At 68.7% G+C, this 15,869-nt stretch carries 13 protein-coding genes; 6 read left to right on the top strand and 7 right to left on the bottom strand.

From position 1 onward, the window contains the following. Positions 1 to 45 precede the first annotated feature (45 nt). Positions 46 to 1,188 carry an acyl-CoA dehydrogenase family protein gene (locus tag BMZ18_RS08345; protein WP_068100821.1) on the top strand — a complete coding sequence of 381 codons (1,143 nt, stop codon included), beginning with the start codon at positions 46 to 48 and terminating at the stop codon, positions 1,186 to 1,188. A gap of 68 nt (positions 1,189 to 1,256) precedes the next feature. On the opposite strand, the gene lexA is transcribed toward BMZ18_RS08345, so the two are convergent. Further along, positions 1,257 to 1,976, bottom strand: coding sequence for a transcriptional repressor LexA (gene lexA / locus BMZ18_RS08340; RefSeq protein WP_068100823.1), 720 nt, complete (start codon positions 1,974 to 1,976; stop codon positions 1,257 to 1,259). Positions 1,977 to 2,282: 306 nt separating this feature from the next. Between lexA and BMZ18_RS08335 the strand changes: the two genes are divergently transcribed. Both BMZ18_RS08335 and nrdR read left to right on the top strand, forming a co-directional pair. Beyond that, positions 2,283 to 2,696, top strand: a complete 414-nt coding sequence (locus tag BMZ18_RS08335) for a hypothetical protein (RefSeq protein WP_139203878.1) — start codon at positions 2,283 to 2,285, stop codon at positions 2,694 to 2,696. A 107-nt stretch (positions 2,697 to 2,803) separates the two neighbouring features. Further along, positions 2,804 to 3,280 (top strand): transcriptional regulator NrdR, encoded by a 477-nt coding sequence (gene nrdR, locus BMZ18_RS08330; RefSeq protein WP_068366046.1) that lies wholly within the window; start codon positions 2,804 to 2,806, stop codon positions 3,278 to 3,280. Between the two features lie 7 nt (positions 3,281 to 3,287). Here nrdR and hrpA read toward each other — a convergent pair whose 3' ends face one another. Then, positions 3,288 to 7,214, bottom strand: a complete 3,927-nt coding sequence (gene hrpA / locus BMZ18_RS08325) for an ATP-dependent RNA helicase HrpA (RefSeq protein WP_068366048.1) — start codon at positions 7,212 to 7,214, stop codon at positions 3,288 to 3,290. Between hrpA and BMZ18_RS08320 the strand changes: the two genes are divergently transcribed. Both BMZ18_RS08320 and BMZ18_RS08315 read left to right on the top strand, forming a co-directional pair. Further along, positions 7,213 to 8,502 (top strand): aminotransferase family protein, encoded by a 1,290-nt coding sequence (locus tag BMZ18_RS08320; protein WP_074922083.1) that lies wholly within the window; start codon positions 7,213 to 7,215, stop codon positions 8,500 to 8,502. The genes hrpA and BMZ18_RS08320 overlap by 2 nt on opposite strands. An 89-nt stretch (positions 8,503 to 8,591) precedes the next feature. Then, the gene (locus BMZ18_RS08315; RefSeq protein ID WP_074922081.1) at positions 8,592 to 9,164 is read left to right on the top strand and encodes a dihydrofolate reductase family protein; all 573 of its coding nucleotides are present in this window, start codon (positions 8,592 to 8,594) and stop codon (positions 9,162 to 9,164) included. Here the strand turns inward: BMZ18_RS08315 and BMZ18_RS08310 are convergent. Then, positions 9,133 to 9,372 carry a hypothetical protein gene (locus BMZ18_RS08310; RefSeq protein WP_074922080.1) on the bottom strand — a complete coding sequence of 80 codons (240 nt, stop codon included), beginning with the start codon at positions 9,370 to 9,372 and terminating at the stop codon, positions 9,133 to 9,135. The two genes, BMZ18_RS08315 and BMZ18_RS08310, sit on opposite strands and share 32 nt — an antisense overlap. Positions 9,373 to 9,405: 33 nt before the next feature. On the opposite strand from BMZ18_RS08310, the gene BMZ18_RS08305 reads away from it, so the two are divergent. After that, positions 9,406 to 10,098: a hypothetical protein gene (locus BMZ18_RS08305; protein ID WP_068366295.1), complete on the top strand. Its 693-nt coding sequence runs from the start codon at positions 9,406 to 9,408 to the stop codon at positions 10,096 to 10,098. A gap of 322 nt (positions 10,099 to 10,420) precedes the next feature. Here BMZ18_RS08305 and BMZ18_RS19135 read toward each other — a convergent pair whose 3' ends face one another. From BMZ18_RS19135 to BMZ18_RS08280, 4 genes are all read right to left on the bottom strand, one after another. Continuing rightward, on the bottom strand, positions 10,421 to 11,116 hold the full coding sequence (locus tag BMZ18_RS19135) for a DUF4352 domain-containing protein (RefSeq protein WP_082895274.1): 696 nt from the start codon (positions 11,114 to 11,116) through the stop codon (positions 10,421 to 10,423). Between the two features lie 409 nt (positions 11,117 to 11,525). Continuing rightward, on the bottom strand, positions 11,526 to 12,212 hold the full coding sequence (locus BMZ18_RS08290) for a PhzF family protein (protein WP_068366301.1): 687 nt from the start codon (positions 12,210 to 12,212) through the stop codon (positions 11,526 to 11,528). Between the two features lie 31 nt (positions 12,213 to 12,243). Continuing rightward, positions 12,244 to 14,742: a DEAD/DEAH box helicase gene (locus BMZ18_RS08285; RefSeq protein ID WP_068366313.1), complete on the bottom strand. Its 2,499-nt coding sequence runs from the start codon at positions 14,740 to 14,742 to the stop codon at positions 12,244 to 12,246. A gap of 9 nt (positions 14,743 to 14,751) precedes the next feature. Beyond that, a complete protein-coding gene (locus tag BMZ18_RS08280; protein WP_068366304.1) occupies positions 14,752 to 15,789 on the bottom strand; it encodes an alpha/beta fold hydrolase in 1,038 nt (345 codons plus the stop codon). Between the last annotated feature and the right edge of the window lie 80 nt (positions 15,790 to 15,869).

The raw sequence follows: 15,869 nt of genomic DNA, 5'->3' as shown, positions 1-15,869 counted from the left end.
TCCGACCTACCGTGAAGTGGTAACTCACGTCACACGAGGAGAGTCATGAAGCGCACGTTGTTCGAGCCCGAGCACGATCTGTTCCGCAGCTCGTACAAGAAGTTCCTCGAGCAGCACGTCGCACCGCATCACGCGGAGTGGGAAGAGCAGAACATCGTCGACCGCGGCGTGTGGGTCGAGGCCGGCAAGCAGGGCTTCCTGGGCATGGCCGTGCCGGAGGAGTACGGCGGCGGCGGCGTGAAGGACTTCCGCTACAACGCGATCGTCACCGAGGAGACCACGTTCGGCGGCTACAGCGGCATCGGGTTCACCCTGCACAACGACGTCGTCGCGCCCTACCTGATCGAGCTCACCAACGAGGAGCAGAAGCAGCGCTGGCTGCCCGGATTCTGCTCGGGCGAGCTCATCACCGCCATCGCGATGACCGAGCCCGGCACCGGCAGCGACCTGCAGGGCATCAAGACGCGCGCCGTCCGCGACGGTGACGACTGGGTGCTCAACGGCTCGAAGACGTTCATTACCAACGGCATCAACGCCGATCTGGTCCTCGTCGTGGCCTGCACCGATCCCGAGAAGGGCGCCCAGGGATTCAGCATCTTCGGCGTCGAGCGCGACATGCCCGGGTTCGAGCGGGGCCGCAACCTCGACAAGATCGGCATGAAGGCCCAGGACACGGCCGAGCTCAGCTTCACCGACGTCCGGGTGCCGGCGGCGAACATGCTGGGCGAGGAGGGGATGGGCTTCATCTACCTCATGCAGAACCTTCCGCAGGAGCGGCTGTCCATCGCCGTGGTCGCGGCCGCTGCCATCGAACGCTCGATCGAGATGACGGTGCAGTACTGCAAGGACCGCAAGGCGTTCGGCAAGCCGATCGGGAAGTTCCAGAACACCCGGTTCGTCCTGGCCGAGTGCGCCACCGAGGCCACAGCTGTCCGCATCATGGTGGACAAGTACATCGAGCAGCTCAACGCGGGCGAGCTCACCGTGCAGGAAGCCGCCATGGCCAAGTGGTGGACCACGGAGAACCAGGTCAAGATCATCGACCGGTGCCTGCAGCTCCACGGTGGATACGGCTACATGAAGGAATACCCGATCGCCAAGGCGTACATGGACTCTCGCGTGCAGACCATCTACGGCGGCACCACGGAGATCATGAAGGAGATCATCGGGCGCGGCCTGGATCTCTGACCCTCGCGGACGAACGATGAGAGCCGGCACCGAGAACGGTGCCGGCTCTCGCCGTCGTCGGGGGACGATCAGAGCTTGCGCATCACGGTGACGACCTTGCCGAGGATCACGGCGTCGTTGCCGGGAATGGGTTCGAAGAGCGGGTTGTGGGGGAGCAGCCACACGTCACCGCCGGTGCGCTTGAACGTCTTGACCGTGGCCTCGCCGTCGATCATGGCGGCGACGATGTCTCCGTTGTCCGCGACGTTCTGCTGCCGGACGACCACCCAGTCACCGTCGCAGATGGCCGCGTCGATCATGGACTCGCCGACCACCCGCAGCAGGAAGAGCGAACCGGAGCCGACCAGCTCGCGCGGGAGGGGGAACACCTCTTCGACGGCTTGCTCGGCCAGGATGGGACCGCCGGCTGCGATGCGCCCGAGAACCGGGACGAAGGTGGGCGCGGGCAGGGCGTCCGACTCGGCGCCGGCGTCGCGGGCGGCGGGCTCGACGGTGGGGGCGTCGCCCGTCGAGGCCACCTCGTCCGGCCGTCCGTTCTCGCCCGGCAGGCGGACGTCGACCGCGCGGGGCCGGTTCGGGTCGCGGCGCAGGAAGCCCTTCTTCTCCAGTGTCCGCAGTTGGTGGGCGACCGAGGAGGTCGAGGTCAGGCCCACGGCGTCGCCGATCTCGCGGATGCTCGGCGGGTAACCACGCTCGGTGACGGAGGCCCGGATGACCTCGAGAACGCGACGTTGCCGCTCGGTCAGGCCGGAATCGGTACTCGTGGCGGACGAGCTCTCGTCGGTCATGCTGTGAACCTCCATCGGTGGCCGGCCCGGGGCGGGCGGGTGCTGCTGGGCGCGCCGGACGGTGGTGCGGATGGGGCGTCTGGTGCCCCGGTGTCCGATGCGACGTCGTGAGTAGAAGTTAGACCGGATTCGACCGGTGATCAAACACCTGTTCGATCCGTGTCGCGATTTCGTGGACTGTGTCGGACCGCCCTGCTATACATCGAACATGCGTTCCTTCGAACGCGTGGTCGAACGGAACGGCCGAACGCCGGTGGGCGTTCAGCTCGCCGGGGTACCACCGCCTACCCACGAGGAGTGGTTGTCGTGATCAGTACCGAACTGCAGACCGTTCGCGGCGCTCGAGTCGGAGCGACCTCTCGCCCGTCCGTCGATCGCTGGACCTGCGACGACGAGTCCTACTGGGGTTCCGTGGCCACGGCCGAGCGCGTCGCGGCCCCCGCGCCGCGTCGGTCTGCTCCCGTACGCCGTCGTGCCGTCTCGCGCGACGTGCGTCGCCCGCACGCCGGCGCGGTCGAGTACGTCGGCCACTCGGTCGGGGTGTCGCGTGCACCGCACGTGTCTCGGCCGGTCCGGGGTCTCGCGTCGGTCGCCGCTGTGGTTCTGGTCACAGCGGCAACGGCCCTCGGGCTCGTCGGAGTGGCCAACCTGCGGGCCGCCGACGTTCCGCCGCAGCCGACCGTCGTGGAGCAGCTCGACCTCGGCGTGTCCCCGCGCTGATCGATCGTGGCACGGCCCTCGGTAGGCTGGTGCGCGGCGTCGGCGACGACGTCGCACCGTCCGTACGGAACGGAATCGTCCCGTGAGCACCGAGGGGTCACCGCCACATGCACTGCCCGTTCTGCCGTCACCCCGACTCGCGCGTGGTCGATTCTCGTGAGGCGGACGAGGGGCAGGCGATCCGCCGTCGGCGGTCGTGTCCCGAGTGCGGTCGCCGGTTCACCACCGTCGAGACGGCGGTGCTGTCCGTGGTCAAGCGGAGCGGCGTCAGCGAACCCTTCAGTCGTGACAAGGTGATCAAGGGTGTGCGTCGCGCGTGCCAGGGCCGCGACGTCGACAACGATGCTCTCGTCCTCCTCGCGCAGCAGGTCGAGGACACCGTCCGCGCCTCGGGCTCCGCGGAGATCCCCAGCAACGAGGTCGGACTCGCCATCCTCGGTCCGCTGCGCGACCTGGACGAGGTGGCCTACCTGCGTTTCGCGTCGGTCTACCGCTCGTTCAGCAGCGCCGAGGACTTCGAACGCGAGATCGACGAACTTCGCCGGCATCAGCGGGGCGAGGACACGGTGCCGAGCACGGCCTGAGCCGACGTCAGCGCCGCGCCGTGCGCACGGCGTCGATTGCTTTCAGGACCCGTTTCTCGGACACCGGGTAGGCAGTGCCGAGGGCCTGCGCGAACAGGTTGACCCGCAGTTCCTCGATCATCCACGCGATCTCCCGCACGTCGTCACCGGATCGGCGGGCGGACGGCAGGCTCTGGAGGAGTGCGTCGTACGCGGCGTAGACACGATCGAGGGCGTCCATACCCGCAGCGTCTCGGGTCGCGCTCGACGGCAGCGCGTCCAGCCGACGCCGCGCAGCCTTGAGGTAGCGCGGCAGATGGGGCAGGTGCGCCGTGCCCGTCTCGAAGACGAAGCCAGGGAAGATCAGGGCGTCCAGTTGCGCCCGCACGTCCTCGGCAGGGTCGCCGCTCGATCCCTCGAGTGCCAGTCGGACCGCTGTGGCCGCCGCGAGGACGGGTTCGACCAGCCGCAGGACCGCGGCCGTCCGTGACGCGAGGTCACGGCGGACGGCCGACTCGAGGGCGGCGAACGCGTCCGGCGAGGACACGGGACCGCCGTGCGCGGACATCAGATCGTCGACGGCCAACGCGCGACAATCGTCGAGCAGGGCCTCGATGCTGCCGTGCGGGTTCTGGCCGAGGTGCAGCCGCGCCGCCGGTGAGCGACCGGCCAGGAGGGACTTTGTCGAGACCGGGATCGCGTCGAGCAGCAGCCGCCGCGTCCCCTCCCGCATGGCCGCACGCTGTTCGGCCGCCGACCCGAGCACGCGGACGGCCACACCACCGCTCTCTGCCACCAGCGCCGGGTAGCCGGTGACGGCGCGGCCCTGCACGGTCCGGGTCACCGTCGGCTCCAGAGTGCCGATCGTCTCGGACGTCCACCGGCGGACGGGGCCCTTCTCGGTGTCCTTGGCCGCCGCCGACACGGCGGTGGCCGCGGCGCGTCCCAGCCTGGCCTTCAATGCCGACAACGACGGTCCGCGGCCCAGCTCGGTGGTGCCGTCGACGATCCGGAACGTCATCCGCAGGTGCCGGGGCAGCGCGTCGGGGGAGAAGTCCTCGGCCGCGATCGGGACACCACCCATGCGGGTGAGCTCGCGCGAGAGCGCCGTCGTGAGCGGTTCGGTGCGAGGTCGCATGGCGGCGACGGCGGCCGCGGCGTGATCGGGCGCGGGAACCACGGTGCGGCGCAGGTCCTTCGGCAGCGTCTTGATCAGCGCGGTGACGAGATCGAGGCGCATGCCGGGGACCAGCCAGTCGAAGCCGACGTCGGCGACCTGCGGCAACTGGTCGACCGGGATGTGGACGGTCACGCCGTCGTCGTCTCGGCCCGGCTCGAACTGATAGGTCAACGGGAACTGCCGCTCGCCCTGGCGCCACGCGTCGGGGAAGTCGCCGCCGGTGACCGCGGCGGCAGCCGGAGTGACGACGGTCGCGCGGTCGAAGTCGAGCAGGTCCGGCGTCGCGCGGGACGCCTTCTTCCACCACCGATCGAAGTGACGCGCAGAGACCACGTCGGCGGGCACGCGCTCGTCGTAGAACGCGTACAGGGCGTCGTCGTCGACCACGATGTCGCGGCGTCGGGCCCGCGACTCCAATTCCTCGGCGTCACTGCGCAATTGCTGATTGTGATGGAAGAAGCGGTGGTGGGTGCGCCACTCACCATGGACGAGGGCGTGACGCAGGAACAGATCCCGCGAGACCTCCGCGTCGATCGACCCGTAGGACACCGGCCGCTTGGCCACCAGCGGGACGCCGTACAGCGTCACGCGCTCGTACGCCACGGCGGCTTCGCGCTTGGTGGACCAGTGCGGTTCGGAGTACTGCCGCTTGAGCAGGTGGGGGGCGAGTTTCTCCGCCCACTCGGGCTCGATGCGCGCGGCCATGCGCGCCCAGAGCCGGCTGGTCTCCACCAGCTCGGCCGCCATCACCCACCGCGGTGGCTTCTTCGACAGCGACGAGCCGGGGAAGATCGCGAAGGTCGAGCCGCGTGCCCCGAGGAAGTCGCGCTTGTCGCCCTCCCGTAATCCGATGTGCGACAACAGGCCCGACAGCAGCGCCTGATGGATCGTGGCGTCCGACGCCGGGGTGTGCGCGTCGTGATCGGGCACGGTCCACCCCATGCCGCGGGCGATCTGCCGGAGCTGGCCGTGCAGGTCCTGCCACTCGCGAATGCGCAGGTAGTGCAGGAACTCGGTGCGACACAGCCGCCGGAACTGGTTGGAGGACAACGCCCGTCGCTGCTTGCCGAGGTAGGTCCAGAGTTCCCGGAGGGCGAGGAAGTCCGACCCCTCGACCGCGAAGCGCCGGTGCATCTCGTCGGCCGCCTGCTGGTGCTCGGCAGGACGCTCGCGCACGTCCTGGATGGACAGCGCTGCCACGATGACCAGCATCTCCGGAAGGCATCCGGAGCGGTGGGCTTCCACCAGCATGCGCGCCATCCGCGGATCGACCGGGAGGCCGGCGAGCTCGCGTCCGAGGGCGGTCAACCGCGGCCCGTCGTGGTCACCGGCATGCGGTGCGGTGTCCAGCGCGCCGAGTTCGGTGAGCAGTCCGAGCCCGTCCCGCACGCTGCGCGGGTCCGGCGGTTCGACGAACGGGAACTTTTCCACGGCCCCGAGGCCGAGCGAGGCCATCTGCAGGATGACCGACGCCAGGTTGGTCCGCAGGATCTCCGGGTCGGTGAAGTCCGGACGCGCGTCGAAGTCCTCCTCCGAGTACAACCGGATGCAGATGCCGTCGGCGACGCGGCCGCAGCGTCCTGCGCGCTGGCGGGCCGAGGCCTTCGAGATCGGCTCGATGGGAAGCCGTTGCACCTTCGTGCGCAGCGAGTACCGGGAGATGCGCGCGGTGCCGGGGTCGACGACGTAGCGGATGCCGGGGACGGTGAGGGACGTCTCGGCGACGTTGGTGGCCAGGACGATGCGCCGACCGGAGTGGCGCTCGAACACGCGATGCTGCTCGGCGGCGGACAACCGGGCGTAGAGCGGGAGCACCTCGACGCCGCGCAGGCGACGGTCCTTCAACGCGTCGGCGGTGTCACGGATCTCGCGCTCGCCGGAGAGGAAGACGAGGATGTCGCCCTCGGGCTCGCGCAGCAGTTCGTCGACGGCGTCGCACGTGGCGTCGACGGGGTCGCGATCGACGGTCTCGTCCTCACGGTCGACGGTGAGAGGGCGATAGCGCATCTCGACCGGGAAGGTGCGCCCGGAGACCTCGACGATGGGCGCGTCCCGGCCGTCGACCGCGAAATGCCGGGCGAACCGCTCGGGGTCGATGGTCGCCGACGTCACGATCACCTTGAGCTCGGGGCGCTGAGGGAGCAGGCGAGCCAGGTAGCCCAGGAGGAAGTCGATGTTGAGGCTGCGTTCGTGTGCCTCGTCGATGATGATCGTGTCGTATCGACGCAGCATGCGGTCCCGCTGGATCTCCGCGAGCAGGATGCCGTCCGTCATGAGCTTGATCAACGTGTCGTCGCTCGAGCGATCGGTGAACCGGACGGTGTAGCCGACGGCGTCGCCGATCTCCTGGCCCAGTTCCTCCGCGATTCGCTCGGCGACCGTCCGAGCGGCGAGACGACGCGGCTGCGTGTGGCCGATGGTGCCGAGCACGCCGCGGCCCAGTTCCAGACAGATCTTGGGAATCTGCGTCGTCTTGCCGGAGCCGGTCTCGCCTGCGACGATCACCACCTGGTTCTCGGCGATGGCGGCGGCGATGTCCTCGCGCCGGGCCGTGACCGGCAGGAACTCCGGGTACTCGAGCGCGGGGACGGCGGCACGCCGGTTCCGTACCCGCACCTCGGCGCGATCGATGTCGGCGGAGATCTTCGCGAGGTCCTCGGGTCGCCGACTGCGTCCGAGACGCCGACCGAGGCGATGGGCGTCGGTATGGGTGAGTCCGGCGAGGCGCGCGGTGAGGTCACTGCGCGTGGGGGAGGTGGAGGCAGGTGTCGACATGGCTGAGTCCAGCGTATCGGGCCGGTCTACGCTGACCGACGTGACCGATCACAGCTCAGCGTTCTGGCACGGCTTCTCCGACATGCACGCGGTCGAGTCGGGCGGGCGCTTCGTCGTCGCTCGGGGCGAGGGCGCGCGGATATGGGACACGGACGGTCGCGAGTACCTCGACGGCACCGCCGGACTGTGGTTCACCAACGTCGGCCACGGCCGGACCGAGATCGCGGACGCCGTCGCCCGACAGCTGAGCACCCTCGCGCACTACTCGACCTTCGGCGACGTCACCCCCGACGTGACGCTCGAGCTCGCGGATCGTCTGGCCGAGATCGCGCCGGTGCCGGGCAGCAAGATCTTCTTCACCTCGGGCGGATCGGACTCGATCGACACCGCGGCGAAGCTGGCGCGCCGGTACTGGCACCAGGTCGGCCGACCGGGCAAGTCGGTGGTGGTCGGTCGACAGAAGGCGTATCACGGCATGCACGTCGCCGGCACCGCGCTGTCCGGACTTCCGCTCAACCGGGAGAACTACGGCGAGCTCATGACCGACGCCCGCACCGTGGCGTGGGACGACGCCAAGGAACTGCTGGCGCTCATCGAGAAAGAGGGCGCCGACACCATCGCGGCGTTCTTCGCGGAGCCGATCATCGGCGCCGGTGGCGTCTACCTCCCGCCCGCGGGCTACCTCCACGAGGTGCGGCAGATCTGCCGCGACCACGACATCCTGTTCGTCGCCGACGAGGTGGTGACGGGCTTCGGACGCATCGGCGATGCCTGGTTCGCCTCGTCGAAGTTCGAGCTCGAGCCCGATCTGGTGACCACCGCCAAGGGTCTGACCTCGGGCTACGTGCCCATGGGCGCGGTGTTCGTGGCACCCTGGATCGCGGCGCCGTTCTACGAGGGCGGCTCGTGGTGGCGGCACGGCTACACGTACGGCGGACACGCGGGCGCGGCGGCCGCGGCCCTCGCCAACCTCGACATCATCGTCCGCGAAGATCTCCTGTCGCATGCGTCGCGGCTGGAGGCGTCGCTGCATCGGCATCTCGCGCCGCTCGCCGAGCACGACCTGGTCGGTGAAGTGCGGAGCGGCATGGGCGCCGTCGCCGCCGTGCAGTTCGCGGACCCGACGTACGCCATGCCGTTCGTGAAGACCCTGCGCCGCGAGGGTGTCTCGGCGCGGGCGGCGGGCAACGGTGCCATTCAGTTCTCGCCGGCGTTCGTCATGACCGACGAGCAGGTGGAGCAGATGGCCGCGGCCACCGCGCGCGCACTGGACGCCACGGTCGGCTGAGCGTGCCCGGAGCGGGCGAAAAGTCGTCGCGCCGCCGTCGGTCGATCTCGTAGCGTGGCGGGCCCACCCCGGTCGAGAGAGGTTCGCCAGTGCGAGAACTGATCTACTACGTCGCCACGAGTCTCGACGGGTTCATCGCCGCCCCCGACGGCACGTGGAGTGCATTCGCCGACGAGGGCGACCACATGGCGGTGGTGGTCGACGAATACGCGGACATGCTGCCCGATCACGTCCGCAGGGCGCTCGGCGTCACCGCCGACCCCACGCTCGTCGACACGGTGATCATGGGGTGGAACACGTACACCCCGGCGCTCGACGCGGGCATCGACAGCCCGTATCCGCACTTGCGGCAGATCGTCGCGTCCCGTTCGCGGCTGTCGACTTCGCCCGACGTCGCGGTGACGGCCGACCCCGTGGCGACGGTGCGGAATCTCCGCGGCGACGGGGGTGGGGGCATCTATCTGGCGGGTGGGGGAGCGCTCGCGGGGACGCTGATCGACGAGATCGATCGCCTGATCCTGAAGCTGAATCCGGTGGTGCTGGGGAAGGGAATGCCGCTGTTCGGTGGGGCGTCCTACGCCGATCGGCGGTTCCGGCCGACCCGCACGCGCACGTTCGATTCGGGGGTCGTCATCGCCGAGTACGTCCGCGCCGACGTGTGACAGGGTCGTCCGACGCCGCGGAGGTGGCCACCGCCAGTCGCTGGTGGAGCCGCTCGCGGATCTCGTCGGGCTCGTAGTCCCGACGCCGTCGCTCCGACCGTGCGACGACGACGCCCGTGGCGGCGACACCGACGGCGCCCGCGAGACCGGCGAACTTCAGCCAGGTCCGTGGTGAACCGAACCGGGACGATCCGCGAGACGAGCGCATGGTCGCACCCTAGCGGCCACTAGGCTTCCCTGCGTGAATGCCTCGGGACCGTCGTCGGTGGATCTGGATACGGCCGTGGACCTGACCCGAACGGGCGACCTGTGGATCTTCCGTGGCCGCTCGGCTGCGGACCGCGCAATTCAGACCCTCACCAACAGTCCGGTGAACCACGTGGGCATGGCCGTCGTCCTCGACGATCTGCCGCCGCTGATGTGGCACGCGGAATTGGGACAGTCCCTGCCGGACATGTGGACCGGGAAGCACCAGCGCGGCGTGCAACTGCACGATCTGCGGGCTGCCGTGGAGCAGTGGGGGCGTCGCTACGACCAGCGGGCGTGGTTCCGCCAATTGCAGACACCGGTCACGCGGGCGCAGGAGGACGCGCTCATGCGAACGATCGCGCGCCTGGACGGCACCGCGTTCCCCACGACGGCGAAGCTCGCCGGGCGGTGGTTCGCCGGTCGCCTCCCGGCCGTGGGCCGCGGGGACGATCGCGGCCTCGAGACGATGTACTGCGCAGAGGTGGTGGCCATGACCTACGAGGCCATGGGTCTGCTCACCGCGCGAGAATCGCCGACGCCGCTTAAACCCTTCGACAAGTTGGGCCTGAAACCGCCTCGGCGGCGGGCGAACTGGTACGACCCCGGCCGCTTCTGGAGCGGGGATCACCTGCCGTTGGCCGAGGGCGTGACCCTGGGCCGCGAGATCGCGGTGAGGTTCGACTAGACCGGCTGTGATTCCTCGTCGGGCACCGACCGTGTGTTCTCGGCGACCACCCGACCGCCGAGGTCGATCCACCCGTCGTCGCCGAGGGTGGTGATCAGCTGCGATCCGCGGCCCTGCTCGATGGCCAGGTCAACGTCGACGGTCGAGAGTGGCTCGATCTCGAACCCCGGCGCGCAGTCGGCACGCGCACGGACTGACGTCTAAGGCCTGCACCGCGGCTTCCCGGTGCGGATCTGTTGCAAAAGTCGTTACCGACCCCGCACCGGAACCGAAGCAAGTAGCTCAGGTCGCATCACGCCGCGAACACTGCGCTCAGAAAAACCTACCGTAGTGGGACCTTTACGCCGCCAGAGAAGACCGAGTCGTGCAGTTCCAGGTAGTCAGGAACGGCACCGCTCAAGACGAACGTGATCGCACCGGAGACGGACTGCCCGGGGTTGAGGTCCGCGAAAGCGAGATCCGAATCCCACTCGAACTCGGGTTCAAACCGCCGCTGCTGGACGTCGTACAGATATTGAGCCGAAATGGCGAACGACTGGGGCCGGTCTCCAATATTGGTGACTGTCAGCTGAGCTGTCTCGCCGTCCCATGCCGTGACGAGAAATTCAAATTTGCCGTCACGCACGGCTTCTCCGATACCCGCTTGAGATGGAGCATCTCTGGTCGGTTGCGCTGGCGGCACTTGCTGTTCCGCAGGCGCGACCGGGACTGGTGTAGGCCTGACTGACGGCGCGGTTATCGAGCGAGTGGACGATGTGGGGGCATTGTAAGGGTAACCCTGTACATTGTTGCTCCGAGTCCCCTCATCGCTCGCCGTTCCACCTATGGCCGCGAACAGAAACACCACGGCGGCTGCGACCCCACAGACGATCCACGTGACCCGTTTGGTCTTGTCCGGCGAAGCGCTGACGGTCATGGAATCTTTGTTTCGTGTTTGCGGCGTCCATTGCCTTCCATCCCAGAAGCGGTTGAGCTTGGGATCGACGGGATCGGGGAACCAGCCGGGCGGACTAGACACGACGTATGTCTATCAGACGGCCGGCGTTGTTACCCACGTTTCGCTGCCGACCGCTCGGACGAGAATGGACAACAAAGCATGTTTGTATTACGGCGCTTTCGTGGGTGTCCGTGGGTTTGCTTGGAGAAGGAGGGAGCCACGAGGGACTTGCCCCTTTCGGTTGACGCGTCGGGTTGAGCTAACCCGGCTGTGGTGCTCGGTGATACCTGGCACCGATCTGCGGTCCGTCGGGTGGACCATCGATAGCCGAAGGTCGAACTCACGCGAGCTTGATCGCCCCATCGGGCTGAGGGAGGCGTATACGTGAGAGACGGGTACCTCTCGGTTCTCGGTGCGGTTGTGGTGATTGCACCGACACGAAAGGTTTTAGCTATCGTCGTCGCCGCGCCGTCCCTAGTGTTCTTAGACCCTAGAGCTCGAGCTTGCGTGACGCGTCCGCGACCACCCGACCGCCGAGGTCGATCCACCCGTCGTCGCCGAGGGTGGTGATCAGCTGCGATCCGCGGCCCTGCTCGATGGCCAGGCTTCGTCCGAGGTGGGCGGTGATGCGCAACGCGGCCGCGCCCGTCGCCTCGTCCTCCGCGATACCCATGTCGGGAGCGAACATTCGAGATCGGATGCGCCCGGCCGACTCGTCGATCCACGCCCAGACGTAGTGGTGGCCGTCCGTGTAGCGGGTGGGATCGACGGCCAGAACGGCGTCGACGGTCGAGAGCTGCTCGATCTCGAACTCCGGTGCCCAGTCGGCACGCGCACGGACCGACACCTCGTCGCCGTCGATGCGGACCGCGACCGAACCGGCGGGCACGTCGAGGGCGGTGACGGGCGTTCCGCGCCGCGCGAGCCAGGCCGCCGTCCCCACCGTCGGGTGTCCCGCGAAGGGCAGTTCCGCGGCGGGGGTGTGGATGCGGACGGCCGTCGACTCGGTTGGCTCACCCGGCACGTCCACGAACACCGTCTCGCTGTAGTTCAGGCGACGAGCCAACTCCTGCCGGTCCGAGGCCGGCACGGCGGCGGCATCGACGATGCCCAGCGGGTTGCCGTGACGGCCCTCGGAATCGGTGAACACCCGAACCACGTGGACCTCGATCGCCATGGTGCGATGCTAGGTCCGGGCTCGGCCCGACTCAACCGGCCCGCACGACCATGTCCTCGAACACGACCTCGCCGGTCGCGTCCGATTCGGGCACGTCGACGAGGGCGATCAGGGCCCAGCCGTGGTCGCCCTCGGGATCGTCGATCACCTGCCGCGCCGTCGTGCCGTCGGCGTCGGTTACGAGCGAGAACAGTTGCGGGCCGCGGGCATTCGGGCCCGTTCCGATCTCGCCGTACTCGGCGAAGTACTCCTCGAGATCGTCGGCCCAATCGACGTCGTCCCCGAGTTCGTCCAGGTCGGACCAGCGTCGGCGCGCTGCGAGGTCGATGCGCTTGAAGAGGGCGTTGCGAATCATTACCCGGAACGCACGCGCGTTCGCCGAGATCGGTTTGGGGGTGTCGGCGCCGTACGGCACCACCGGTGCGTCGCCGTCCGTCGGCTGCGGGTCGGTGAGGTTCTCCCACTCGTCGAGCAGGCTGGAATCGACCTGGCGGACCGTCTCGCCGAGCCACTCGGTGATGTCGTGCACCTCGTCGGACCGGACCTCCGGCGGCACGGTCTGACGTAGCGCGCGGTACGCGTCGGCGAGGTAACGCAGGACGGAACCCTCGGAGCGGGAAAGGCCGTATCGGGAGATGACGTCGGAGAACGTCATGGCGCGCTCGACCATCTCACGCACCACGGATTTCGGGGACAGCGCGAACTCCGACAGCCAGGGATGGCCGGCGCGATAGACCTCGAACGCCGGACGTAGCACGTCGTCGAGCGGCTTGGGCCAGGTGATCTCCTCGAGGAGCTCCATCCGCTCCTCGTATTCGAGGCCGTCCGCCTTCATCTGGGCAACGGCCTCACCGCGCGCCGCGTGCTGCTGCGCCCAGAGAATCTGGCGCGGATCGTCGAGCGTCGCCTCGATGACGGAGACGACGTCGAGGGCATAGGTGGGCTGTTCGCGGTCCAGCAGTTCGAACGCGGCCAGCGCGAACGTCGACAGCGGTTGGTTCAGCGCGAAGTCGCGCTGAAGGTCCACGGTGAGGCGGGCCCGCCGACCCTCGTCGTCCGGCTCGTCGAGTTGCTCGACGATGCCGGCGTCCCGCAGCCCGCGGTAGAGCCGCACCGCCTGGAGAATGTGTCGGCGCTGCGCTGCGCGCGTCTCGTGGTTGTCCTCGAGGAGATGCCGCATGGCGTCGAAACAGCTTCCGGGCCGGGCGATCACGTTCAGCAGCATCGAGTTGTTCACCCGGAACCGTGACACGAGCGGCTCGGGACTCGCGGCGACCAAACGCTCGAAACTCGGCTTGCCCCAGGAGACGAACCCCTCGGGAGCCTTCTTGCGCTGAATCCGCTTGAGCTTCTTCGGGTCGTCGCCCGCCTTCGCCACCAGGCGCGCGTTCTCGATGTCGTGCTCGGGCGCCTGCACCATCACCGTGCCGAGCGTGTCGTACCCGGCCCGACCGGCGCGACCGGCGATCTGGTGGAACTCGCGCGCCCGCAGCTGACGGGTCCGAACGCCGTCGTACTTGGTCAGACCGGTGAGAAGCACCGTGCGAATCGGCACGTTGATGCCGACACCGAGGGTGTCCGTTCCGCAGATCACGGCGAGCAGACCGTCCTGCGCGAGCTTCTCGACCAGCCGCCGGTACCGGGGAAGCATGCCGGCGTGGTGCACGCCGATGCCGTGACGCACCAAGCGGGACAGCGTCTTTCCGAACCCCGTGGTGAATCGGAACCCACCGATGGCCTCGGCGATCGCGGCCTTGGTCTCCTTGGTCGAGACCTGGATCGACGTCAGTGCCTGGGCGCGCTCGAGAGCCGCCGCCTGCGTGAAGTGGACGACGTAGACGGGCGCGAGGTGCGTCGACACCAGTTCCTCGATGGTCTCGACGATCGGGGTGAGGCGGTACGAGAACACCAGGGGGACAGGCCGTTCGGATCCCTCGACGACGGAGGTCGGCCGACCGGTCCGTCGGGTGAGATCGTCGCGGAAGAAGGACACGTCGCCGAGCGTGGCCGACATGAGCAGAAACTGGGCGTGGGGGAGTTCGAGCAGCGGGACCTGCCACGCCCATCCGCGGTCGGGCTCGGAGTAGTAGTGGAACTCGTCCATGATCACCTGGCCGATGGAGGAGTCGGCTCCCTCGCGCAGCGCCATGTTGGCCACGATCTCGGCGGTGGCGCACACGATCGGGGCGGAGGCGTTCACGGCCGCGTCGCCGGTGATCATGCCGACGTTCTCCGCGCCGAAGATCTCGCACAGGGCGAAGAACTTCTCGCTGACCAAGGCCTTGATGGGCGCGGTGTAGAACGATCGGACGCCCGCCGCCAACGCGGCGACGTGCGCGGCCACGGCCACCATGGACTTCCCGGATCCGGTCGGGGTGGCGAGCACGACGTTGTTGCCCGAGACCAGTTCGATCACGGCCTCGTCCTGCAGCGGGTAGAGCTCGAGTCCGCGATCGGCGACCCAGGTGGTGAAGGCGTCGTACACCTCGTCTGCCGACGCGGAGCGGGGCACCATCTCGGTCAACAGCATCACTACAGGCTACGTAGCGGACCTCTCGTCCGAACCCATGGCACCCAGCACGGCCTGGCGGGTGGCCGGGCTGCCCGTGATCGTCGCCTCGCCGACTCCCTCGACGAGCAGTCTGCGCCACCGGGTCTCGTCGAAAACGAGGGGTGTCGTCGTGGCGACGAAGTCCTCCAGGACGCGGAGGAACCGCATCGGATCGTCCCGGTGCGGGAAGTGGCCCGCGCCGCGGAAGACGTCGAGGCGCGAGCCGGGCATCGCCGCGTGCGCGAGCGTGGCGTGGTCGACCGGGATGACCGTGTCGTGCTCGCCCCACACCAGCTGCACCGGCAGGTTCTCGGTGAGGTAGCACCGGTCGAGCATCGTGACGGCCTGGCCGCGCCAGTCGACCACGGCGCGCAGGGTCTTCCGATAGGCGTCGTACGCCGTGGAATCCAGCAGATTGGTGACCACACGCAGCAGGTCGGGCGTGTCGTGGAGCGCGGGGCCGGGGTGCAACGGTGTGCCGTCGAGGCGCTGGATCGCGGACCCGACCACCCGCAGGGTCTGTATCGCGCCGGGCAGCCGCAGCAGCTTGAAGACTTCGTTGACCACGGGGACCGACATGAGCCGCAGGGCGGGGTGGACGTCCTTGGTGACGCCGCCGGCCGACACCAGGACCAACCGTTGCACCATCTGCGGGTACTGGTACGCGAACTGCATGGCCACCCCACCACCCAGCGAGTGGCCCACCACGGTCACGGCGTCGATGCCCAAGGTGACCAGCAGATCGCGGAGGCCGTTGGCGTACGCGGCGACGGAGTAGTCCGCCCGCGGCTTGTCCGACAGTCCGTGACCGAGCAGGTCGGGCGCGATCACGGTGTGCGACGCCGCGAGGTGGGGGATGAGCTCGAGCCAGGTCTCGGAGCTGTCGCCGATGCCGTGGACGAGCAGCAGCGCCGGACCCTCGCCGGCCATCCGGAAGGCGCGGCGGTAGCCGTGCACCGTGCGGTGATGGAGGGTCGGCCGGGAGTCCGGCACGGGCCGCAGGGCGCGAGTGCGTGAGGCCGTCATGAGTCGTCGCTCCTCACAGATGGATCGGGCGACGCGTGCGCGTCGACCGGTCCAGTGTGGTCGGGGTGTGTGACGGTCAC

The sequence above is a fragment of the Rhodococcoides kroppenstedtii genome (genome assembly GCF_900111805.1).
Classification (GTDB): Bacteria; Actinomycetota; Actinomycetes; order Mycobacteriales; family Mycobacteriaceae; genus Rhodococcoides; species Rhodococcoides kroppenstedtii.
Note: the sequence above shows the minus strand (reverse complement) of the source record. Positions and strands in the feature narration are given on the sequence as shown.